General features: G+C 64.5%; 19 protein-coding genes and 1 tRNA gene. 8 read left to right on the top strand and 12 right to left on the bottom strand.

What is annotated here, in order from left to right:
- Nucleotides 1–25: 25 nt before the first annotated feature.
- The 4 genes from AAIH46_RS11880 to AAIH46_RS11865 form a co-directional block, all read right to left on the bottom strand.
- The gene (locus AAIH46_RS11880) at nucleotides 26–190 is read right to left on the bottom strand and encodes a DUF3096 domain-containing protein (protein ID WP_430306065.1); all 165 of its coding nucleotides are present in this window, start codon (nucleotides 188–190) and stop codon (nucleotides 26–28) included.
- Nucleotides 191–422: 232 nt separating this feature from the next.
- Nucleotides 423–2,039 carry a glucose-6-phosphate isomerase gene (gene pgi / locus AAIH46_RS11875; RefSeq protein WP_430306064.1) on the bottom strand — a complete coding sequence of 539 codons (1,617 nt, stop codon included), beginning with the start codon at nucleotides 2,037–2,039 and terminating at the stop codon, nucleotides 423–425.
- A 111-nt stretch (nucleotides 2,040–2,150) separates the two neighbouring features.
- The gene (locus AAIH46_RS11870; protein ID WP_430306552.1) at nucleotides 2,151–3,347 is read right to left on the bottom strand and encodes an alpha/beta hydrolase; all 1,197 of its coding nucleotides are present in this window, start codon (nucleotides 3,345–3,347) and stop codon (nucleotides 2,151–2,153) included.
- A gap of 168 nt (nucleotides 3,348–3,515) precedes the next feature.
- On the bottom strand, nucleotides 3,516–5,219 hold the full coding sequence (locus tag AAIH46_RS11865) for a long-chain fatty acid--CoA ligase (RefSeq protein ID WP_430306063.1): 1,704 nt from the start codon (nucleotides 5,217–5,219) through the stop codon (nucleotides 3,516–3,518).
- A gap of 211 nt (nucleotides 5,220–5,430) precedes the next feature.
- Here AAIH46_RS11865 and AAIH46_RS11860 point away from each other — a divergent pair, with 211 nt between their 5' ends.
- Both AAIH46_RS11860 and AAIH46_RS11855 read left to right on the top strand, forming a co-directional pair.
- The gene (locus AAIH46_RS11860) at nucleotides 5,431–5,823 is read left to right on the top strand and encodes a PRC-barrel domain-containing protein (protein WP_430306062.1); all 393 of its coding nucleotides are present in this window, start codon (nucleotides 5,431–5,433) and stop codon (nucleotides 5,821–5,823) included.
- 122 nt (nucleotides 5,824–5,945) lie between these two features.
- The gene (locus AAIH46_RS11855) at nucleotides 5,946–7,082 is read left to right on the top strand and encodes a hypothetical protein (protein ID WP_430306061.1); all 1,137 of its coding nucleotides are present in this window, start codon (nucleotides 5,946–5,948) and stop codon (nucleotides 7,080–7,082) included.
- A gap of 29 nt (nucleotides 7,083–7,111) precedes the next feature.
- Here AAIH46_RS11855 and nadE read toward each other — a convergent pair whose 3' ends face one another.
- From nadE to AAIH46_RS11830, 5 genes are all read right to left on the bottom strand, one after another.
- Complete coding sequence (nadE, locus tag AAIH46_RS11850; RefSeq protein ID WP_430306551.1) at nucleotides 7,112–8,104, bottom strand: NAD(+) synthase; 993 nt, start codon at nucleotides 8,102–8,104, stop codon at nucleotides 7,112–7,114.
- Nucleotides 8,104–9,654, bottom strand: a complete 1,551-nt coding sequence (locus tag AAIH46_RS11845) for a class I adenylate-forming enzyme family protein (RefSeq protein ID WP_430306060.1) — start codon at nucleotides 9,652–9,654, stop codon at nucleotides 8,104–8,106. The genes nadE and AAIH46_RS11845 overlap by 1 nt, the downstream gene beginning before the upstream one ends.
- Nucleotides 9,655–9,674: 20 nt before the next feature.
- Nucleotides 9,675–9,929: an acyl carrier protein gene (locus tag AAIH46_RS11840; RefSeq protein ID WP_430306059.1), complete on the bottom strand. Its 255-nt coding sequence runs from the start codon at nucleotides 9,927–9,929 to the stop codon at nucleotides 9,675–9,677.
- A 190-nt stretch (nucleotides 9,930–10,119) separates the two neighbouring features.
- Entirely contained in the window at nucleotides 10,120–12,342 is a 2,223-nt protein-coding gene (locus AAIH46_RS11835; RefSeq protein WP_430306058.1) for a heavy metal translocating P-type ATPase, read from the bottom strand.
- 122 nt (nucleotides 12,343–12,464) lie between these two features.
- Complete coding sequence (locus AAIH46_RS11830) at nucleotides 12,465–12,647, bottom strand: hypothetical protein (protein ID WP_430306057.1); 183 nt, start codon at nucleotides 12,645–12,647, stop codon at nucleotides 12,465–12,467.
- 184 nt (nucleotides 12,648–12,831) lie between these two features.
- On the opposite strand from AAIH46_RS11830, the gene AAIH46_RS11825 reads away from it, so the two are divergent.
- A complete protein-coding gene (locus AAIH46_RS11825; protein ID WP_430306056.1) occupies nucleotides 12,832–13,830 on the top strand; it encodes an SDR family oxidoreductase in 999 nt (332 codons plus the stop codon).
- 30 nt (nucleotides 13,831–13,860) lie between these two features.
- Here AAIH46_RS11825 and AAIH46_RS11820 read toward each other — a convergent pair whose 3' ends face one another.
- Together AAIH46_RS11820 and AAIH46_RS11815 are read right to left on the bottom strand one after the other, a co-directional pair.
- Complete coding sequence (locus AAIH46_RS11820; protein WP_430306055.1) at nucleotides 13,861–14,046, bottom strand: hypothetical protein; 186 nt, start codon at nucleotides 14,044–14,046, stop codon at nucleotides 13,861–13,863.
- 244 nt (nucleotides 14,047–14,290) lie between these two features.
- Nucleotides 14,291–14,366 (bottom strand) — tRNA-Thr (locus AAIH46_RS11815).
- Between the two features lie 254 nt (nucleotides 14,367–14,620).
- On the opposite strand from AAIH46_RS11815, the gene AAIH46_RS11810 reads away from it, so the two are divergent.
- Nucleotides 14,621–15,967 (top strand): hypothetical protein, encoded by a 1,347-nt coding sequence (locus AAIH46_RS11810; protein ID WP_430306054.1) that lies wholly within the window; start codon nucleotides 14,621–14,623, stop codon nucleotides 15,965–15,967.
- Between the two features lie 24 nt (nucleotides 15,968–15,991).
- On the opposite strand, the gene ppk2 is transcribed toward AAIH46_RS11810, so the two are convergent.
- Entirely contained in the window at nucleotides 15,992–16,873 is an 882-nt protein-coding gene (gene ppk2 / locus AAIH46_RS11805; protein WP_430306053.1) for a polyphosphate kinase 2, read from the bottom strand.
- Between the two features lie 231 nt (nucleotides 16,874–17,104).
- On the opposite strand from ppk2, the gene phoR reads away from it, so the two are divergent.
- The 4 genes from phoR (at nucleotide 17,105) to pstA (ending at nucleotide 22,548) form a co-directional block, all read left to right on the top strand.
- Complete coding sequence (gene phoR / locus AAIH46_RS11800) at nucleotides 17,105–18,343, top strand: phosphate regulon sensor histidine kinase PhoR (RefSeq protein WP_430306550.1); 1,239 nt, start codon at nucleotides 17,105–17,107, stop codon at nucleotides 18,341–18,343.
- 193 nt (nucleotides 18,344–18,536) lie between these two features.
- Nucleotides 18,537–19,571: a substrate-binding domain-containing protein gene (locus AAIH46_RS11795; protein ID WP_430306052.1), complete on the top strand. Its 1,035-nt coding sequence runs from the start codon at nucleotides 18,537–18,539 to the stop codon at nucleotides 19,569–19,571.
- A 179-nt stretch (nucleotides 19,572–19,750) separates the two neighbouring features.
- Nucleotides 19,751–21,235, top strand: coding sequence for a phosphate ABC transporter permease subunit PstC (pstC, locus tag AAIH46_RS11790; protein ID WP_430306050.1), 1,485 nt, complete (start codon nucleotides 19,751–19,753; stop codon nucleotides 21,233–21,235).
- Nucleotides 21,232–22,548, top strand: coding sequence for a phosphate ABC transporter permease PstA (gene pstA / locus AAIH46_RS11785; RefSeq protein ID WP_430306049.1), 1,317 nt, complete (start codon nucleotides 21,232–21,234; stop codon nucleotides 22,546–22,548). Before pstC ends, pstA begins: the two co-directional genes overlap by 4 nt.
- The last annotated feature ends 5 nt before the right edge of the window (nucleotides 22,549–22,553 follow it).

Genomic DNA, 22,553 nt, shown 5'->3' with positions numbered 1-22,553 from the left:
ACAAGGACACCGCAGGACGCGACGCTTAATTGGGGAGCGGAATATTATCCATCACATTGGGCCAGAGGCCGGTGATGCCGATGAAGATCAGATAGAGCGCGACGACATAGTTCAGAATTCGCGGCATGATAAGGATGACGATCCCCGCGATAAGCGCGATAAGCGGTTGGATGAAGACGATCGATGGCATTGCGGGCTCCTGGTCAGGCTGGGCGCTGGACGGTGATGGCAAAAGTGGCCGGGGCATCAAACGCGGTGCCTAGCTTCTTGGTTGCTCGATAGCCGATCACGATGCGTTCCGACATGCTGCTTCGCGCTAACGTCCTGCCTGCCGAATTTTCCGAGGCTGTGATCGGCAATGAGTCCACGACAGCGCCGTTAGCGGCGCTGTGCTCAACCTATGTGGCTTATCCAGATATCTCTCAGCCGATCAGCGCCTTCACCAGGCCCTGGGTCGAGCCGTCCTGGCCTTCGGTGCCGGCCTTGCCCTGCACGACGGGCAGCAGGCCGGTCGCCAGTTCCTTGCCGAGCTCCACGCCCCACTGGTCAAAGGAATTGATGCGGAACAGCACGCCCTCGACGAACACCCTGTGCTCGTAGAGCGCGATCAGTCGGCCAAGCGCGAACGGCGTCAGCTTGTCGTAGACGAAGGTGATCGACGGACGGTTGCCGGTGAACACGCGATGCGGCGCGATGTGATCCGCCTTGGCCTCGTCCATGCCGCCCTTCAGCAACTGTCCCTTGGCCTCATCGAGGGTCCGGCCTTTCATCAACGCCGCCGACTGGGCCAGGCAATTGGCGATCAGCAGCTCGTGCTGGTGGCGCAGTTCCGGCTCGAACCCCTGCCTGGCGATCATGAATTCCGCCGGGATGATGCTCGTGCCCTGGTGGATCAGCTGGTAGAAGGCGTGCTGGCCATTGGTGCCGGGCTCGCCCCAGACCACCGGACCGGAGTTTCCTTCGACCGGCGAACCGTCGATGGTGACGCCCTTGCCGTTCGATTCCATGTCCAGCTGCTGCAGATAGGCCGGGAAGCGCGACAGCCGCTGGTCGTAGGGCAGGATTGCACGCGACGGATAATCCAGCACGTTGCGGTGATAGTAGCCGATCAGGCCGAGCAGCGCCGGCAGGTTTTCGCGCACTGGTGCCTCGCGGAAATGCCGGTCCATGGCATGCGCGCCGTCGAGAAACTTGCCGAAGTTGTCCGGCCCGATGGCGATCATCAGCGGCAGGCCGATCGCCGACCAGATGGAGTAGCGCCCGCCGACCCAGTCCCAGAAGCCGAACACGCGTTCGCTGGCGATGCCGAAGGCGGCGACCTTGTCGAGCGCCGTCGAGACGGCGGCGAAGTGGTGGCCGACGGCAGCCTCGCCCAACGCATCGGCGATGAAGGCACGCGCCGTCGCCGCATTGGTCATCGTTTCGATGGTGGTGAAGGTCTTCGAGGCGACGATGAACAGCGTCGTTTCGGCGTTCAACAGCTTCAGCGTGTCGGCGATGTGGGCGCCATCGATATTGGAGACGAAATGCGCCCGCGGGCCGTCATGATAGGGTGCAAGGGCGAGCGTCGCCATCACCGGTCCGAGGTCCGAACCGCCGATGCCGATGTTCACGACGTCGGTAATCGCCTTGCCGGTGGCGCCCTTCAGCGTACCCGAGCGGATACCGTCGGCGAAGGCGCCCATGGCCGACAGTACGGCGTTGACGTCAGGCATGACGTCGCGGCCGTCGACCATCACCGGCGTGTTGGAGCGGTTGCGCAGCGCCGTGTGCAGCACAGCCCGGTTTTCGGTGAAGTTGATCGCCTTGCCGGAGAACATCTCCTCGCGCTTCTCAGCGACGCCGCACTCGGCAAACAGCGTCTCCAGCAACGCGAGGATGTCGTCGTTCACCGCGCATTTGGAATAGTCCATCAGCAGGTCGTCGACGCGCGCGCTGAAGCGGTCGAAGCGTGCGGCATCGGCGGAAAAGGCAGCCCGGATATCGGTCGCCCGGGTCTCGGCTGCGGTGGTCTTCAGCTTGTCGACGATCGCCTGCATGGTGGCTCCTCACGCTCATTCTTCGCTGAGGGGAACCTATTCGCTTTCAGTGCCAAATCAAGCGCGTCGACGGCTTTTAAAGCCCGCGTCCGGACCTGTTACGCTAACCGTTTACTGGCCGACGGCGGTCTGGATCGTCCCGCCGAGGCTTTGCCCAAAGCGGTCGACCTGGTCGTTGTAGCTGCGCCGGGTATTGGGATCGAACACCGCGATCGGCGCCGACACGGCGACGCTTGCGGCGCTGCCCACCGTCTGCGCCGTGCCGACCGCCAGCGCGCCGATGCTTTCGCCGAGGCCGATGGGCGAATCCGTCACCGTCTGGCCGGCGATCAGCCGGTTGCCGAGCAGCTTCACGACTTCGGGGCTTTCGGCGAACTTGCCGTGATTGAGAGGGTCGCCGCCCTGTAGCGCGGTCAGGTCGAGAACCGTGATGCCCGCACGTTCGAGTTCGGATCGGTAGGGCTCCTGCGCCGGATCGATCTGCCCGAGCCTGTCGACATTGCCGGAGATGCGCTTCGACAGCTGCAGCGCCCGGTCGTCGCGCGACACGAACAGCGTGAACTTCGGCCGTTTTGCGCCAAGCTCCTCCAACTGCCGGCCAAACACGTCGACGTCGAGGTCGGGCGAGGCGAGAATGACGTTCTGGATCTTTGGCGAAACGCGCCCGTCGCGGATCGCCATCTGCCGCAAGGCTTCCACCGTCAGCCACGATCCCATCGAATGCGCCATCACCGTGACTTCGCCGACGCCCTTGTCGTCGGCGATCCGCCGCAGCATCGTTTCCAGCGCGTCGCGCGAATAGTTCGTGCTTTCCTTGTCGTAATTGTAGGCGAAGATGCTGCCGCGCGACGGCCATGTGAACAGCACCGGCGCGACATCGGCGCGCGAATCGTGGACGATCTGCGCGAACCGGTAGACGGCATCCTCGTAGCGATTGTTGAAGCCGTGAACGAAGACGAGCACCCGCCGGCTCTTCGGCAGATGCGCCCTCAGCCACTGCCGGCTTTCGTTCGCGTCCAGCTGGCTGATGGCAACGGTTGCAAAATCCTTTGACGGATCAGCCGGCAGCCGCGACGGCCACTGAACCTGGCCGACCTTGCGTTTGCTCTCCGGAGGAATGGAGACGGCGATCTCCGTCATCTCCGGTTCCTTGCCGCGCTCGCCGGAAAACAGCACGCCCGGCACGCTCGACGACTTGCGCGTCGTTGCCACCAGCACATCCACCTTCGACGTGCCCTTGGCCTCGATCGTCGTCGGGATCAGCACGCCTTCAGCCCGGCTGGCACAGCCGGACAGCACGGCAAGCATGGCGAGCACGGCAACCGGACGACGCGGGAAAGGCTCAACTCTGATCAAAACGGGCTCCGCATGGCCATGGAACGCCGGCAACATCCCGGCTTCAGGCTAAGCTTTAGCGATCCCGCAGATGGTCGTCCATCCTTGGCGCGGCACATTCATGATGACATGTCGGAAACGTCACTTCGGCCGCAGTTCGCGCCGCAGGATCTTGCCGACGTTGGATTTCGGCAACTCGGTGCGGAATTCGATGTATCTCGGCCGCTTGTAGTTGGTGAGGTTCTCGGCGCAGTGAGCGCGCAGGTCGGCTTCCGTCAGCGCCGGGTCCTTCTTGACCACGAACAGCTTGACCGCCTCTCCGGAATGCTCGTCGGGAATGCCGACTGCGGCGCATTCCAGCACGCCCGGATGCGACGCGGCGACTTCCTCGACCTCGTTCGGATAGACGTTGAAGCCGGAGACGAGGATCATGTCCTTCTTGCGGTCGACGATCTTGATGTAGCCGCGCTCGTCCATGAAGCCCATGTCGCCGGAGCGGAAATAGCCATCCAGCGTCATCGCCTTGGCGGTTTCGTCCGCACGGTTCCAGTAGCCGGCCATCACCTGCGGTCCGCGGATGCAGATTTCGCCCACTTCACCGAACACCAGCACGTTGTCGTCCTCATCGCGGATGGTGACGTCGGTGGAAGAAACCGGCAAGCCGATGGTGCCGGTGAATTCCGGGATGTCGATGCGGTTGACCGTCGCCACAGGCGCGGTTTCCGACAGGCCGTATCCCTCGGTGATCGGGCAGCCGGTCATCTTGTACCACCGCTCGGCCACCGGACGCTGTACGGCCATGCCGCCGCCAAACACCATCAGCAGCGACGAATGGTTGATCTTCTTGAACTCCTCGGTGTTCATCAGCGCATTGAACAGCGTGTTGAGACCCGGGAAGATGTGGATCTTGTGCTGGTCCATCTCCTTGACCAGCGCCGGCAGGTCGCGCGGATTGGCAATCAGCACGTTGTGCGCACCGATCGCCATGCCCATCAGCGAATTCACGGTCAGCGCGAAGATGTGGTAGAGCGGCAATGCGCAGAGGAAGGTCAGCACCTCCGGACGTTCGCGCCTGAGGAAGGCGCTCTCCAGCCAGTAGGCCATCTGGTCCTTGTTGGACAGCAGATTGCGGTGCGTCAGCATGGCGCCCTTGGAGATACCGGTCGTGCCGCCGGTGTATTGCAGGAAGGCGACATCGTCGAGGCCGCAGTCGGCCGGCTTGAACTCGCTGCGCGCGCCGGCGGCAAGCACCGACTTGAAGCTTACGGCAGACGGGATCGACCAGGCCGGAACCAGCTTCTTCACCCGCCGCACCACCAGGTTCACCACATGCCCCTTGAGCCCGAGCATGTCTCCCATCGCCGTGACGACGACGTGCTTCAGCGATGTGCGCGGCAGCACCTGAGCCACGGTATGGGCAAAGTTCTCCAGCACGAAGATCGTCTTCGCCCCGGAATCATTCAACTGGTGCTCCAGCTCGCGCGGCGTGTAGAGCGGGTTGACGTTGACGACGACGAAGCCTGCCCGAAGAATGCCGTAGACCACCACCGGGTTCTGCAGGATGTTCGGCATCATCACCGCGACCCGGTCGCCCTTCGACAGGCCCTGGGCCTGCAGCCAGGCCCCGATCCGCCGGCTTTCCTCATCAAGCTGCCGGAAGGTCATCGCCTTGCCCATGCTGGAGAACGCCGTGCGGTTGGCGAAACGCTGGCAGCTCTCGTCGAACAGGTGGCCGAGCGAACGATGCGCCAGCGGCGGCAGCTCGGCCGGCACGATCGGCGGATACGAAGCGAGCCAGACTTTGCCTGCCGTCGGGTTGAGAGGCGTATGGGGGACTTGGTTCATGGCGGCAGCTCCTCCGTTCATCGGCAGTGTCCAGGCCTCCACTCCCAGGCACAGCCGTCGATCTCCGTCAGCATACAACGGAATTTTGGCAAGGCTAAATAACTTTGACGTAAGCGTCAATCGGGCTGCGCGGCTGCCCACCGGCAGGTTTCTGGAACCAATACGCGGACCGCCGCGTTTTTCAGCCAGTACCAACCAAAGGAGGTGCGTCATGTTGCATCAAGAACCGAGAGCCGGCCAGGATCCTTACGTCAAGGACAACTATTCGCTGATCGCCAGCGACAAGGTCGAAGGCACCAGCGTCTATGGTGCAGACGGCAAGCGCATCGGCTCGGTCGCCCGCGTCATGCTCGAAAAGCGTGGCGGCAAGGTCGCCTACGCCGTACTGAGCTTTGGCGGTTTCCTTGGCATCGGCGACGACTACTATCCGCTGCCTTGGTCGAAGCTGACCTACGACGAACAGCTTGACGGCTATCGTATCGACCTGACCAAGGACCAGATCACCGGCGCCCCGCGCTATGCCGATCTGGAAGACGACAGCTGGCATCGCAACAACGACCGGACGATCTACGACTATTACGGCGTTCCGCCCTATTGGATGTAATCCGGCTCGATCCCTAAGACTTCCGGCGAGGCCCCTTCGGGGGCCTCTCTGCGTTGAATTAAGGCTATCTTCAGGGACGGCTGGCACTCTCGCCGACCATGGCTGCTCTTGGCGAGACGACGATGACGGAAACGGTCCGCGGCGCGGGGGCGACGGTGCGCGCCTTCGAGCCGGCGGACATCCCGGACGTCGCGCGGCTGTTCCTTCGCGCCTTCCGGAAGGGTGCAAGACCTTCCGACGAACCCAACCCGCACCTGACAGCTGTGCTGCGGCAGATCTATTTCGACAATCCCTGGTATGATCCCGAGATCCGTTCGCAGGTCTTTGCCGACGAAACCGGCGCCGTGCGCGGCTTTATCGGCGTCACGATGGCGCCGCTTGTGCATGAGGGGCGCCGCCTTCGGGCAGCCTTTGCCGGATCGCTGACCGTCGAGGACCCGGCCCGGCATCCACTTGCTGGTGCACGGCTCATCCGCAGCTTCCTCTCTGGTCCGCAGGACCTTTCACTGACCGAGACCGCCAATGCGACTGCGATGCGCATGTGGCAGAAGCTCGGCATACCGTTCGACACGCAGTACAGTCTCAACTGGCTGCGCCTGCTGCGTCCGGTGAGCGGTGGCACGGCACTGGTCAAGCGTCGGCTGCCCATCGTAAAAGCGCTGATGCCGCTGGCGCGGCTCGGCGACGCGTCAGCCAGGCACTTCGGCGGCGATCCGTTCCGACCGGTTCTCGATCCGTCGCCCAGGCGGGCGACCTTCGCAACGGTGTCGAGGCCCGATTTCGACGCGGCGGTGCTGGCGCTGGCACCGCTTTATTCCATGCGTCCTGATTGGGATCCGATGTCGCTCGACTGGTTTTCGAGCCTGGCGTCCGTCAAGCGCAACTTTGGCGAGCCGCGCTACCGGGTGGCGCTCGGCCGCGATGGCCGGCCGCTCGCAGCCTACGCCTACTTCCACCGGCCCGACGATTTCGGCTGGCTTCTGCAGTCGCTTACGGCTCCGGCACAGGCCGGCGACCTCGTCGACGACCTGCTGACCGATGCCTACAAGGTCGGTTGCTGCGGCATGCGAGGTGCGGCACAGCCCTGGCTCACCAACGCCCTGATGAGCCGCCGGACGTTGTTCCTGTCGCGAACATTTTTCCTCGCTCATGCCAGGGACCAGACGCTGCTCACGGCGATCCGCTCCGGCGACGCGCTCGTCAGCGGGCTGGCTGGCGAAAGCTGGATGCCGCTGATCGGCGACAGTCTGCGCGACTGATATCCAGCCTCCGCCGACAAGCAGACGTCTCAGATCATCGTCAGCGGCTGGGCGTGCAGATACTCTGCCACCTTGCGTTTCGATGCGATGTTGCGCCAGACCGCATCCACCTGATCTGCCGTCAGACCGGCGGCCTCGGCCACCGCCTCGCTGGCGATGCCGTTTTCCAGACCGTAGAGGCACAGGTCCATCAACGCGAAGGGCAGCGAGAAGTAGTACTCGTCCTGCCCCTGCGGCAGCGACCAGGTATCCGTGGTCGGCGGCCGGCGACGGATGTCCTCCGGCACGCCCAGCGCCTCGGCAAGCTGATAGACCTGGCTCTTGTAGAGATGCGCGATTGGCTTGAAATCGGCTGCGCCGTCACCGTTCTTGACGAAGAAGCCCTGGTCGTATTCCAGCCGGTTCGGCGTGCCGGCGACAGCAAAGTTCAGCCGGTCGGCATGGTAGTACTCGATCTGCTTGCGGGTCCGCTGTTTCATGTTGGCGGCGGCAATCATGCCGAGATAGACGTCGAGCGGCATGCGGTGCCGGCTCTGTTCGCCGGCCGGGTTGGCAACCACTAGCCACGAGATGTTGTAGCCGCGACCGGCAAGTGCATCCTCCAGCACGACCTTGCAGCCCCAGCCTTCGCCGAACTCCGGGACCACCTGGCGGATGAACCCGTCGCGCCGCGTGTAGCAGCCGGCGGCGGCAAGGCTCGGACCAATGTCTTCGAGCACCGTCTCGACGCCGATCGCTGCGGCAAGCGCCTGCCCGAGACGCAGGCTTTCTGGATCGGAGTCGTGTTCCGGCATGAAGATGCCGACCACTTTCCGGTCACCCAGGGCCCGCGCGCAAAGCGCTGCCGTGACGCTCGAATCGATGCCGCCCGACAGCCCGAGCGTCGCACCGCGCTTGCGCAGGTCCTTCAGCACCGCCTCGCGGATAAAGGCGCAGATCCGCTCGATCTCGGCCTCGGCGTCCAGCTTCAGGGCATCAGGGGAAAATGGCCGCGGCTGTTGCACGGCGTTCAGCGTCTGCATCATGCCACGTTTCCTTTGTCATCCAGGGATGGGTGTGTGAGAGACAGCCGGATCTTGCCGGTCGTCGTCTTCGGCAGCGCTTCGTGGAATTCCACGAGCTTCGGTATCATGAAGTCTTCAAGGTATTGGGCGCAGTGGCGCACCACGTCCCTCTCGGTCAGGAGAACGTCCGGCGCCATCACCACATGCGCTTTCACCACCTGTCCGAACACGGGATCGGCAACGCCTTCGACGGCAGCTTCCAGAACGCCCGGCAGGCTGTAGAGTACATGCTCCACCTCCTGCGGGCTGACCTTCTCACCGCGTGTCTTGATGATGTCGTCGCGTCGGGCGACGAAATAGAGGAACCCCTCGGCATCGCTGCGGAACAGGTCGCCGGTGCGCAGCCGGCGCCGTCCGTCCCGTACGTCGAGCGCCAGGGCGGTGGCCGCGGGGTCGTTCCAGTAGCCGACCATCACGTGCGGCCCTTCGACGATCAGCTCGCCGACCTCGCCCGGCGCGACGGCAAGGCCGTCATCGCCGACGATCTCTACCCGTGTGCCAGGGATCGCCTGGCCGACCGAGAGCGGTCGGCGGTCGACCTCCGCGGGCGCCAGACAGGCGGTGCGGATGCATTCGGTCTGCCCGTACATCAGGTGGATGTCGGTCGCCGGCAGGAGCCGGCGCAGCGCCGCCGTCGTCGAGGGTGGCATGGCCGCCGCAGCATTGGTCAGGTAGCGCAGTCGCGGCAGGAAGCCGGGCGCGAGATCCTGCATGCCGGCGATCATCGTCGCCATGGCCGGAACCACCGGCAGGCCGGTCGCCCCGACCTCCGCAAGACGGTTGAGGATGGCCCGCGGGAAGGCGAAGCTGCGCTCCAGCACCAGCGTACCGCCGACCATCAGCATCGTCACCATCTGGGTGATGCCGTAGCCGAAAGACAGCGGCAGCACGCTCAGGACAACGTCATCCTCGGTATTGCCGAGATAGCCGACGATGGCCGAGCAGGCGGCATCGAGGTTGGCATGGGTGAGCATCACGCCCTTCGCTCTGCCCATCGACCCCGAGGTGTGAATGATCAGCGCAAGATCCTCGTCGCTTCCAGGATGCGCGTGGGGCGCCTGCCAGTTGCCGGCGACCAATGCCTCGAATGACAGCGCACCGTCCGTGGGCGGCGTATTGCCATGCACGAGGATCGACAGCAGCGACGAACCGGCGGCGATCTTCGCCGTCTCGATGAGGTGAGCGGCGCGCAGAGGCGCGATGATCGCGGCGGCCCCGGTATGGCCGATGATGTGGCCGAGCTTTTCCGCCTTCAGCGACGGATGAAGCGGACAGGCAACCGCACCGATGCGCCAGACCGCGAGGAATGACGCGGCGGCTTCCCAACCGTTGTCGAGCAGCAAGAGCACGCGGTCACCGGGCTTGACGCCGTGCAGCATGAGGCCGGCGGCAAGGGAGCCGGAAATACGGTCGAGTTCCCCATAGCTGATGCGGGCGGCACCGACGACAAGCGCCGTCTTCTCCGGGTGCCGTTCCGTCTGCCTTGCGAGATAGGGCTCGATGCGCATCGCCACCTCCCGTTCCGGCTTCAGGCCGCCTTGAGCTTGGAGCCGAGATAGGCCGAGACCCGGTCGATGCTGTCGAGATTGTCGGGGATGATTTCGTTGTCCGCGACCGAGATGCCGTAGGTCGTTTCCAGGAAGGAGATGAGCTCCAGAACGCCGGTCGAATCCATCACGCCGCTGTCGAGCAGCGACTGGCCGTCTTCCACGCTCATGTCGGCGCGGTAGAGAAAGTTCTCAGTGATGAACTCACGGATGGCGCCGTGATAGGTGGTCGGCATGGTCTGATCCCTCTGTCGGCCGTCTGTCCCCACGATCTGCGGCTGGCGACTGCAATCGACGCGAGTGTGGCGGACATCCCTGAATCTTTCGCTAAGGAAGTCCGCCGCATCCGTGGCAACCGCTCTGGAATGGTGCGTCCCGGAGCGGTCGGCGTTGCCGGTTGAGCCCATGCCCCGACCGGCACCCGCTTCAGGCGGTGCCGGCCTGCCAGCGCAGCAACCGCATGGCGTTCGCCGTCACCAGCACCGTCGCACCGGTATCGGCGAGGATCGCCGGCCACAAGCCCGTCACGCCGAGGATCGTCGTCACCAGCAGCACCACCTTCAGGCCGAGCGCGATGGTGATGTTCTGGCGGATGTTGCCCATGACGCTCTTCGACAGGTCGATCATGTCGGGGATGTCCGCCATCCGCCCGTGCAGGCTTGCCGCATCCGCCGTTTCCAGCGCCACGTCCGTGCCGCCACCCATGGCGATGCCGATATCGGCCGCCGCCAGCGCCGGCGCGTCGTTGATGCCGTCGCCGACCTTGGCGACCAAGGCACCCTGTGCCTGCAATTCACGGACGATCGTCTGCTTGTCCTGCGGCAGCAGGTCGGCGCGCGCCTCAATGCCCAGCCGGCCGGCGATGGCGGCTGCGGTGCGCTGGTTGTCGCCGGTCAGCATCACGGTCGCGATGCCGCGCTCGGCAAGTCTCTTGAGGGCAATCGCGGAATCCGGACGCGGCTCGTCGCGCATGGCGATCAGCCCGGCAAGCTTCCCGCCGGCCAGCAGCACCGAGACAGTCTTTCCCTCGTCGTTCAACGCCGCGATGCGCGCCTCGATCTCCAGTGACAGTCCGTCGACCCCGGCGGCTGCACGCGGCGACAGAAGCAATACTGTTTCACCGCCGACATTGCCGGAGACGCCCTTGCCGGCGAGTGCCTTTGCCTCGAAGGCCGGCGGAACGGGTGCCTTGTCGGCCTTCGCCCGGTCTAAGATTGCCAGCGCCAGCGGATGCGAGGAGCCGCTTTCCAGCGCCGCCGCCAGCGACAGGATCTGACGCTCGTTGCGGGCGAGGGCGACGATATCGGTGACCACCGGCCGGCCGAGCGTCAGCGTGCCCGTCTTGTCGACGGCAACCGTCGTCACCCGGCGCAGGCTTTCGAGAATGGCGCCGCCTTTGATCAGCAGCCCGCGGCGGGCTCCGGCCGACAGGCCGGCGGCGATCGCGGCCGGAGTCGATATGACCAGCGCGCAGGGGCAGCCGATGAGAAGCACTGCCAGCCCCTTGTAGATCCATTCAAGCCAGGGCTCGCTGAACAGCAGCGGCGGAAGTGTCGCCACCAGCAGGCCGACCACCAGCACGAAGGGCGTGTACGAGCGCGAAAAGCGGTCGATGAAGCGTTCGGTCGGCGCCTTGCTCTCCTGCGCCTCCTCGACGAGCTTGACGACGCGGGCGATGGTGTTGTCCTGCGCTGCCGCCGTCACGCGGATCCGCAGCACGGCATCCGTGTTGATCGTGCCGGCGAACACGCTGTCGCCCGGAACCTTGCGCTTCGGCAGGCTTTCACCAGTGACCGGTGCCTCGTCGATGGCGCTCTCGCCGTCGACGATCGTGCCATCGGCGGCGATCCGGTCGCCGGGACGAACGACGATCACCGTTCCGACGGCCAGCGTTGTCGCCGGCCGCTCGACGGTCGTGCCATTCTCCTCCACCAGCGCCGTCTTCGGTACCAGGTCGGTCAGGCCGCGGATGCTCTGCCTTGCCCGGCCTGCGGCGACGCCCTCGAGCATCTCGCCGACGAGGAAGAGCAGCACTACGGTTGCCGCTTCCTCCACCGCGCCGATGAACACCGCGCCGACGGCGGCGATGCTCATCAGCATCTCGATCGAGAACGGGGTGCCGGCGAAGGCGGCGGAAATGGCACGGCGGGCGACCGGCACGAGGCCGATGGCAAGGGCCGCAAGATAGGCGAGGCGTTCGACCTCCGGAATCATCCGGCCAACCAGGTAGGCGAGGGCAAGCGCTGCGGCGCAGGCGATGGTCAACTGCGCCTTGGTCGTCTTCCACCAGGGGCCGTCAATGATCGCGCCATGGTCGTGCCCGTGTCCGTAGTCATGCCCATGATCGTGCCCATGATCATGATCATGGTGATGCGCGCCTGCTCCGGCCTGTTCCTCCGGCACCTCTGCAGACTTGCCCGTGGTGCTTAGCGGCTGGATCGTGAAGCCGAGCGCCTTGACCTGCCGCTCGACGGACAGAAGACTGAGCGACGGTTCATGATGGACCGACAGCGTTCCGGCAGTCACCGACACGTCGGCCTGGCTGACGCCGGGAAGCCGGGTCAGTGCGGTCTCGATCTTCATCGCGCAGGACGCGCAGTCCATGCCGCCGACGCGGTAGCGGGTTTTCGTGGCCAGTTCGTCGCTCATCGTCTCACCTCGGATCATCTGCAGACGATCCTAGGACCTCTAGCCACTTGAGGTTCAAGGGCCGCGACGAAAGAATTTGTGGCGCCGGTCGATCCCGGGTTGAGGGCGCCGGAAGAGGCTGATCAGAGAGGCGCGCCGGTGACCGGATCGACGATCGGCCGTTCGCTTTCGTCCTTTTCGCCGGCCGGCTGAACCAGAGGTGGCGCCATAGATTCCGCGTCGGACCATCCGTTGTCGCCGGCGACAGGATTCACGTCGTCCGGCCGGCGCTGTTCCGGCTTCGAATTGTTGTCGTTGGTGTGCATCGGACATCTCCTTCACTGCAGCGGGTCGCTCATGCGCACCTGCATGACTGCAACGCCTGCTCACGAAGGCGGTTCCGGTTTGCCGTAGGTGGGAGTACGGCGCGCGCCTGGAACGATCGGCACCGCCTCCGGTTAGGCCGGTTTCAACCCACCCCGTTCAATCGAACCACCTGCAAGGTATCCAATGGACAAGCCGAACGACAACGGAATCACCCGCCGCGCTGTGATGGGCGGTACCGGCATTCTCCTCGCTGCCGGCACGACGACGGCCACCGCAACCGCACAGACGCAAGGGACCGCGACCAAGATGGACAACCCACTGACCAAGTACCCGAAGCCGCCGTTCCCGTCGCAGACCCAGCCGTTCCCGGGCCTTGCCTCAAAGATGGACCCGCGGCCCGATCACGGCGAGACCAGCTACGAAGGATCCGGCCGGCTGATGGGCCGCAAGGCGCTGATCACCGGCGGCGATTCGGGCATGGGCCGCGCAGCCGCCATTGCCTATGCCCGCGAAGGCGCCGACGTGGCCATCAATTACCTGCCGGACGAGGAGCCGGACGCCCGCGAAGTCGTCGACCTGATCCAGAAGGCCGGCCGCAAGGCGGTCGCCATTCCGGGCGATATTCGCAGCGAGGAAACCTGCAGGCGCATTGTCTCGGAAGCCGTGGAAAAGCTGGGTGGCCTCGACATTCTCGTCAACAATGCCAGCCGCCAGCAGCAGCGCCAGTCGCTCGACGAGATCTCGACGGAGGATTTCGACGCAACGATGAAGACCAATCTCTACGGCATGTTCTGGCTGACCAAGGCGGCGCTGCCGCACCTGCAGCCGGGCTCGGCGATCATCCAGACGACGTCGGAACAGGCTTATGACCCGTCCGCCAACCTCGTCGACTACGCGATGACCAAGGCCGGCATGATGAGCTTCACCAAGTCGATGGCCAAGCAGCTGGCGCCAAAGGGCATCCGCGTCAACGGCGTGGCGCCGGGCCCGATCTGGACGCCGCTGCAGGTGAGCGGCGGCGCGACGCAGGAGAAGCTGACGAGCTTCGGCAGCGACACGCCGATGGGTCGACCCGGGCAGCCGGCGGAACTCGCGTCTATCTATGTTCAGCTGGCAGCATCGGACGCCAGCTACGCGACGGGCCAGGTCTACGGCGCAGCCGGCGGCAGCGGCCAGCCCTGATCCGACAACACTCTTGGCGGGCGGTTGGCTTCAGTCGTCCGCCCGTACTGGCAGGAACGCCTCGTCCGGCTGATAGCCGAGCACGAACGCCATGACCTTCGACGTCGACATTTCGCACGGCTTCAGAGCCGTCTTCTGCGGCGAGAGCCTGTAGAAATTGAAGCTGACGATGTCGCGACCGGCCATCTCCTCGGCAAACAGCCAGGCGCCGGCCATCGGCGGACCGCTTCACCGTGGCTTTCCACCGGCGGCCGTCGAAGTCGCCCTCGCTATAGCCGGCCGGGATACGGTCGAGCGACGGCTCGAAGCCTGCGCCGAAGTCGCCGTGTTCTCCCGTCATCATCGTCCCCCGCCAGGCTGTCGCACGGAAAATGGGGAATCGACTGGCTGCCGCCAAGGGGCGCGCGTGTTCTGCGACGGTGGCCGCTCTTCGGATCAGAGTGATGAGGAGGAAGGGAAATGGTGCCGCTTAGGTGACTCGAACACCTGACCCCGTCATTACGAATGACGTGCTCTACCAACTGAGCTAAAGCGGCCCGCGAAGCACTGTGGCTTGCGATGTGAGGCGGCAGATACAGCGTATGAGACAGGATTTCAAGTGCGGTTTTCGCCTTGATGCAATCTCTTTCACATGCGTGCTGCCGCTCTGGCGGCAAAGCTTGGATCGAGCCGCCATCATCGCGCCGCTTCTCGCTGGAAAGACGGCATCGGCCGATGCTTGCAGTTGATCGAGACAGAGGTTACCCAAGGCAATGGCTGTGGACGCAGCGACAGTGAAGAAGGATGCTTCGTGAGCGGTTTGGAAACGGCAATCAGGAACGCGCTTGCGCGCTCCGACCGCGGTGACGCGAACGTCCGCGCGCGTATCTACCAATCGGCGCGCCAGGCCCTCGAGGCGGGATTGCGCAAGCAGGAGATCACCGATCCCGAGGTGATCGAGGCGCAGCGTCGAAGGCTTGAGGAAAACATCCGCGAGATCGAGTTCGAGGAGCGCCGCCAGGCCGCCATCGCTTCGGCGGCGCCTGTGGCCACGCCCCCCGTCACGCCAGCGCCTGACCCGCAGGCAGTCCGTGCGCCGATCGAGCCGCCGCAAGCCGTCGCGCCGCAGCCTCCCGCTGTATCATCGGCCAACGCCCCCGCGCAGCGCGGGGCAACTGCAACATCAGGGCCGGCGCTGGGCGGCCAGAGCCGCGAGAGTGCCGGTGCCGGATCCGTCTCTGCGGCTTCCGCGGGCTATCTCGGCGGGGCTGTGGACACTCCCGCTGATCGTGCGCCTGGAATGGTGCCGCAGCCGGGCGATGGACTGGGCGAGCTTGGTGCGATGCGGGCGGAGCCTTCGACCGACCGGCTGGCGCCGGTTGTCCCGGCCGCCCGGGCGAAGCCCGAAAAGCGCTCGCTGTTTCGCCGTCGCAAGCCCGTGCCGCAGCCGAAGCAGGTGGTCGCCGATACGGCACCGGGGATTCCCGGAGAACACCGCCGCCGACGCCGCCGCGGGCTGATCTCGCGGCTGTTCATCTACCTGACCTTTTTCGCCTTCCTGGCGATGGGCGGCTGGTGGGCCTATACCAGCGGGTTGTTCCTGAGCCCTGCCGAGCGCGACACTAGCGTTCCCAATCCGCCTGCCCAGGTACAGGAGGAGGATTTCCCCGGCGCGCCAAGCACGGTGCTCGATCCGCGGCAGGGTTTCTCCTCCGAATGGCTGAACGTCTATCGCCCCGGCGGTGCCGCCAATGCCGTGGCGGGTGCCGAAGCCAGCGTCGAGACGGTCCCGGTCGCCGACGGTTCGGCGCTGCAGCTGACCTCGCGGGCCACCGGATCCAGCGGCGACGTGGCGATCCCCGTGCCGGTCGAGATCCTGCAGCAGATGGCCGGCAAGACCTCGACCATCGCCATCACGCTGCAGGCGGTCGGCGATAATGCGGTACAGCTTGCCGTCCGCTGCGATTTCGCGTCGCTGGGCGACTGCAGCCGGCATCGGGTGATGGCGACGCAGGAGCGTTCAGATACGCTGTTCCGGGTCACCTTCGATCGGACGCTGGCGCCGACCCAGCCCGGCCGCATCTTCGTCAACAGCGACATTCTGGGCAGCAGCCAGCCGATCCTGATTTATTCCGTGCGCGTCCTGCCGGGCCAGTAGGCCCGGTAGGCCTGCACCCGCCGGCTACTTGAATGCGTCGGGGCCAAAGCCGAGGATCTTGTCGTCGATCTCGCCGATGGCGTCCTTGTCCTTCCCCTCGTAGTCGATCGAGGTGAGGATGTGGCGGATGATGTTCAGCCGGGCGCGGCGCTTGTCGTTGGCGCGCACCACGGTCCACGGCGCCTTCTCGCTGTGGGTCTTTTCCAGCATCAGGTCGCGCTTCTCGCTGTAGTCCTTCCACTTGGTAAGCGCCGCCACGTCCATCGGCGACAGCTTCCAGATCTTCAGCGGATCATGGCGACGATCGTGGAAACGCTTCAGCTGCATCTCCCTCCCGATGTTCAGCCAGAATTTGAAGAAGTGGATGCCGTCCTCCACCAGCAGGTCCTCGAACGTCGGCGCGACTTTCAGGAAATGCTGATGCTGCTCCGGCGTGGCAAACCCCATGATCGGCTCGACGCCCGCGCGGTTGTACCAGGACCGGTCGAACAGCACGATCTCGCCCTTGGTCGGGAAGTGCGAGACGTAACGCTGAAAATACCATTGGCCGGCTTCCGTCTCGGTAGGCTTGGTCAGCGCCACCACATGCGCCGAGCGCGGGTTGAGGAACGAGCGGATGGTGAAGATCGTGCCACCCTTGCCGGCGGCGTCACGGCCCTCGAATACCGCCATCACCCGCTTGCCGCTGGCATTGATCGACAGCTGCGCCTTGACGAGCTCGATCTGCAGCGCCTCGAGTTCCTTCTTGTAGTGCTCCCGCTTGAGCTTCTTGTCGTAGGGATAGCCGCCGGATGCCAGCGCCTCGTCCTCCACCCAATCCGGAAGTTTCGGGTCGTCGATGTCGAAGCGGCGGGTCTTGCCGCCGATATCCAGTTCGACGATCGGGGTATCGATCAGTTCCGTCATATGTCCTGCTCCGCCTGCGGCCGTGTCGGGAAGTGATCATGTAAGGCGCGCCGTGACAATGTCCTGTCTTTGATGGCGAAATCCAAGGACAGGCTGAAATTTCACTGCGACGCGAAGTCACCGATGTATATCTGTCATACGCAGCCGCTATCACCGCCGGTCAAGCCGGTGGTCGCGATAGGCATGATGCGGGGGATGGAGATGGGCTGGATGGACGTAGGCAGCAGTCGGATCGGGCGCCTGAGGGACAATTGGCTGGTCGTCGCCGCCGCAAGTCTGCTGGCGATCCTGGCGGCTGCCGGCGGCCTCAATCCGGCCTTTGCCGCTGCGGCCTGGCTGCTGATGATGCTGGCGCTTCTGCTCGGGCCGGTGATGACGGCGGAGCCGCCCGCCATCCGGCCCGTCGTTGCGCCGGCACCCGCGGAAATCGATCCTCTCGATGGCCTGGCGAGGGCCTATGCCGCGCTCGACCTGCCTGTCATGGTCCTTGGCGAAGAGGCCGACGTGGTGCTGCAGAACCCCGCCGCTGCCGCAAGCTTTGCCGAACTTGCACCCGGCCTGCACCTCTCGGCACGGCTGCGGTCGCCGGGCATCCTCGACATGGTGCGGGAGACCATCGTCACCGGCAAGCCCAACCAGATGGAGTTTTCCGAGCGCATTCCGTCGGAGCGCGTGTATCTGGTGCGGATCGAGCCGATCGTGCCGCCGGCCGGCTCGACGTCCGGCAAGGACGGTGAGGCCACTCGCTATTTCGCGCTGTCGTTCAAGGATATCTCCGAGCTGCGCAGCCTTGATCGCATGCGTTCCGATTTCGTCGCCAATGCCAGCCATGAGCTGCGCACGCCGCTTGCGTCATTGCGCGGTTTCATCGAGACGCTGCAGGGTCCGGCGCGCGGCGATCTCGGCGTGCAGGAGCGGTTCCTCGGCATCATGCTAGACCAGGCAACCCGCATGAGCCGCCTCGTCGATGACCTGCTGTCCCTGTCGCGTCTCGAGCTCAAATCCCACATCGCCCCGAACCAGGTCGTCGACCTGGTGCCGTTGGTCAGTCATGTGCGCGATGCGCTCATGCCGCTCGCCCATGATCTCGGTGTCGAGATCCGCATGCATCTGCCGGAGGGCAAGGTGGAGGTGACGGGCGATCGCGACGAACTCATCCAGGTGATCGAGAACCTGATCGAGAACGCCTGCAAATACGGCCAGGAGGGAAAGATCGTCGACGTCTTCCTGCGCCAGCAGCCGGGCGAGGCGGTGGAATTCAGCGTCGTCGACCGTGGCCCGGGGATTTCACCCGAGCATGTGCCGCGGCTGACGGAACGCTTCTACCGCGTCAGCGTCGCCGACAGCCGCTCAAAGAAGGGCACCGGTCTCGGGCTGGCGATCGTCAAGCACATCCTGACACGCCACCGCGCGCGGCTGGTCGTCAGGTCGGAACTGGGCAAGGGGACCGACTTCACCGTCCGCTTCTGACATGCAGAAACAGCGTTCTATGTATGAATGCCGTTTTCCGCCATGATTTCAGTGGCTTGAACTGTCACAAATGTTTCGTGGATCTGACATAAAAGGGTGGGGCTCCGGCCGCTATGACAAGCAGGCCGAGCGCCGGCGAGAGCGAGAGCTGGCTGGACGGCCGAATTCACACAAGCCCTGACGGGAGATCACTATGAACATCCTGAAACTTTCCGCAGCTGCCCTGGTGGCATCTGTCGCATTCGCCGGCGCTGCCGCTGCGCGCGACCAGATCCAGGTTGCCGGCTCGTCCACGGTTCTGCCCTACGCAAAGATCGTTGCCGAAACCTTCGCCGAGACCTTCCCGAACTTCAAGGCTCCGGTTGTTGAATCCGGCGGCACCGGCGGCGGTCTGAAGGCATTCTGCTCGGGCGTCGGCGAAGGCACGATCGACGTTGCCAATGCCTCGCGCAAGATCAACAAGAGCGAAACCGAAGCCTGCAAGGCTGCCGGCGTCAACGACGTGCAGGAAGTTCGCATCGGTTACGACGGCATCGTCTTTGCCTCGGACTCGTCGAACGGCGATATGAAGATCGAGCCGAAGGATCTCTACAAGGCTCTGGCCGCTGAAGTTGTCGTCGACGGCAAGCTCGTCGCCAACCCGTACAAGAACTGGTCGGAAGTCAACGCAACCCTGCCGAAGGGCCCGATCGCCGCCTACATCCCGGGTTCCAAGCACGGCACCCGCGAAGTCTTCGAAGAGAAGATCATGGCTGAAGGCTGCAAGGAAGCCGGAGCCACGGACGTGATCAAGGCCGCCATCACCGATGCCAAGCAGGCTGCCGCCAAGTGCGTTGCAGTCCGCAAGGACGGCGTGGCTGTCGACATCGACGGCGACTACACCGAAACGCTGGCGCGCATCGCCGCCAACAAGACCGGCCTCGGCGTTTTCGGCCTGGCCTTCTATGAAAACAACAAGGACAAGCTGAAGGTTGCGACCGTCGCGGAAGTCGTTCCGTCGACCGAAACCATTGCCAGCGGCAAGTACCCGGTTTCCCGTCCGCTGTTCTTCTACGTCAAGAAGGCGCACCTGGGCGTCATCCCGGGCCTCAAGGAATACGTCGAGTTCTTCATCTCCGACGAAATGGTCGGCCCGGACTCGCCGCTTGCCGAATACGGCCTGGTTGCTGCTCCGGACGACCAGCGCGAACAGGTCCGCAAGGACTTCGCTTCCGGCAAGACCATGTAACGAACGACCCGGCGCCGCCTCGTGCGGCGCCGACCGTCTTCTTTGGCCTTTGAGGGGACCCGACAGGGACCGGCCTCAGCGGATCGAAAATCGCGGTTCGTACGTGCGAATAATTCGGTTCCGGTGAAGGCAATTGTGCGGTAACGCGTGCCGCCAGAGCGGTAGGCCGGGGGATTGTAATGAACACATCGTTGATTTTATTGGTCTTGGCGATCATTGCGGTCGTCTGTTATGTCGCCGGCACACGGCGCGCCCTGGCGATCGCCGATGGCGTGTCCTCAAGGCTCCACTCACGCCCAGGCTACTACGGCAGCTTCGTCGCCGTCTGTGCCGCACTGCCGGCGCTGGTCGTCCTGGCCGTCTGGCTGATCGTCAGCCCCATCTACATCAACTCGACTGTCCGTGAAGGCTTTCCCGAAGAGGTGAAGGCGCAGTCCGAGGCGCAGCAGGGCCTGAGCTTCGGCATGGTCAGTTCGCTCGCCCGCGGCATGGATGTACTGACGCTAGAGGAAATCGATCGCGTCGGCGCCAATCCGGTCGAATTGCGGGCGATGCTCGGCACGAAGGGTGTCGCACTCGCCGGCGATCCCGAGCCCTACATGGTCGCGTCCGCCGGCGACCTCAACGCCATGAGCAAGATCAGCAGTCGCGTCATGACGGCGGTGGTGCTGCTCGTGGCGCTGGGTGGTGCGGCTTTCTCCTACACCCGCATTGCGCCACGCTTCAGGGCCCGCAACCGCGTCGAAAACGTCATTCTGTCCGCGCTCATCTTCGCCTCGTCGATCGCCATCGTCACGACGATCGGTATCGTGATGTCGATGTTGACGGAAGCCGGCCACTTCTTCGGCCGCATCCCTGCTTGGGAATTCTTCTTCGGCACCGTCTGGGATCCGCGCTTCGCAGCCGCCGGCGCCACTGCCTCGGAAGGTCAGTTCGGCCTGATCCCGCTGCTTGCCGGCACGCTCTACATCGGCCTTGTGGCGATGCTCGTCGCCGTGCCTGTCGGCCTGTTCTCGGCGATCTACATGTCGGAATATGCGTCGCCGAAGGTTCGCGCTGTCGCCAAGCCGCTGCTCGAAGTCCTGGCCGGCATCCCGACCATCGTCTACGGCTTCTTCGCGCTGACCTCGGTCGGTCCGTTCCTGCGCGACCTCTCCTCGCAGTTGAACGGTCTGGCGACCGGCGATTATACCAACTTCATTCAGGCACAGAGCGTTCTCACCGCCGGCTTCGTCATGGGCATCATGCTGATCCCCTACGTCTCGTCGCTGTCGGACGACATCATCACCGCCGTGCCACGCGCCCTTCGCGACGGTTCGCTCGGGCTCGGCGCCACCAAGTCGGAGACGATCAAGAAGGTCGTCATGCCCGCAGCACTGCCGGGCGTCGTCGGCGCGCTCCTGATGACCGCCTCGCGCGCCATCGGTGAAACCATGATCGTTGTGCTGGCAGCCGGCGTTGCCGCCCGCATGCAGCTCAACCCGTTCGAGCCGATGACAACGGTGACGGTCAAGATCGTCAGCCAGTTGACGGGCGACCTTGAATTCACCTCGCCGCAGACGCTGGTCGCCTTCGCACTCGGCATCACGCTGTTTGCCATCACGCTTTGCCTCAACATCTACGCGCTCTTCATCGTGCGCAAATACCGGGAGCAGTACGAATGACCGACGTGGTTTCCACCCCCGCCGGCGTCTTAGCCAAGCCTGCTCGCCGCGATATTGGCATCAAGCGCCGCTACGCCGCCGAACGCCGCTTCCGCGCCTATGGCATCGCCGCACTGTCTTTCGGCATCCTGTTCCTGATGCTGCTTCTGTGGTCGGTCGTCTCCAAGGGCTACACCGCCTTCCAGCAGACGATGATCACCGTGCCGGTCGAGTTCTCCGAGCAGATCATCGACAAGGACAACCAGCGCGCCACCGATCCGCAGAAGCTGATGACGGCGAACTATCCGATCGTCGCGCGCAACGCCGTGGCCAAGGCGCTTGGCGTCAGCGAGGGCGACACCGCCCAGCTTCGCGCCGTCAACCAGATGATCTCGAACAGCGTGCGTAACCAGCTGCGCGACATGGTCGTCGCCAATCCGCAGATCATCGGCACGACCCAGACCGTCTCGCTGCTCGCCGCCGGTGACATCGACTCGGCCTTCAAGGGCCAGATCAACCTGGAAGTGACCGAGCAGAACCGCAAGATCTCCGACCAGCAGGTCGGCTGGATGAACAAGCTCGCCGAAGCGGGTGCACTGGCAAAGCACTTCAACTCCGGCATCTTCTTCAACGGCGCGTCGAGCCGCCCGGAGGCGGCCGGCGTCGGCGTTGCGCTGATCGGCTCGTTCTACATGATGCTGATCGTCCTGGTGCTGGCGCTGCCGATCGGTGTTGCGGCCTCCATCTACCTGGAGGAGTTCGCGCCGAAGAACCGTCTGACGGACCTGATCGAAGTCAACATCAACAATCTGGCGGCCGTGCCGTCGATCGTCTACGGCCTGCTCGGTCTTGCCGTCTTCATCAACTTCATGGGCCTGCCGCGCTCGGCCTCGCTGGTCGGCGGCCTGGTGCTGACGCTGATGACGCTGCCGACGATCATCATCGCCACCCGCGCCGCATTGAAGGCCGTCCCGCCGTCGATCCGTGCTGCGGCGCTCGGCCTCGGCGCGTCGAAGATGCAGACGATCTTCCACCACGTGCTGCCGCTCGCCATGCCGGGCATCCTCACCGGCACGATCATTGGCCTGGCACACGCGCTCGGTGAAACCGCGCCGCTGCTGCTCATCGGCATGGTGGCCTTCGTTGCCAACTATCCGACCACGCCGATGGATCCGTCGACGGCGCTGCCGGTGCAGATCTACATGTGGGCCAACGAGGCGGAACGCGCTTTCGTGGAACGCACGTCCGGAGCAATCATCATCCTGCTCCTGTTCCTGATCGTAATGAATGTCGGCGCAATCCTGTTGCGTCGTCGCTTCGAACGGCGTTGGTAGAAGGA

It is taken from the genome of Rhizobium sp. 0TCS1.26, from assembly GCF_050455525.1.
Taxonomy (GTDB): Bacteria; Pseudomonadota; Alphaproteobacteria; order Rhizobiales; family Rhizobiaceae; genus Neorhizobium.
Note: the sequence above shows the minus strand (reverse complement) of the source record. Positions and strands in the feature narration are given on the sequence as shown.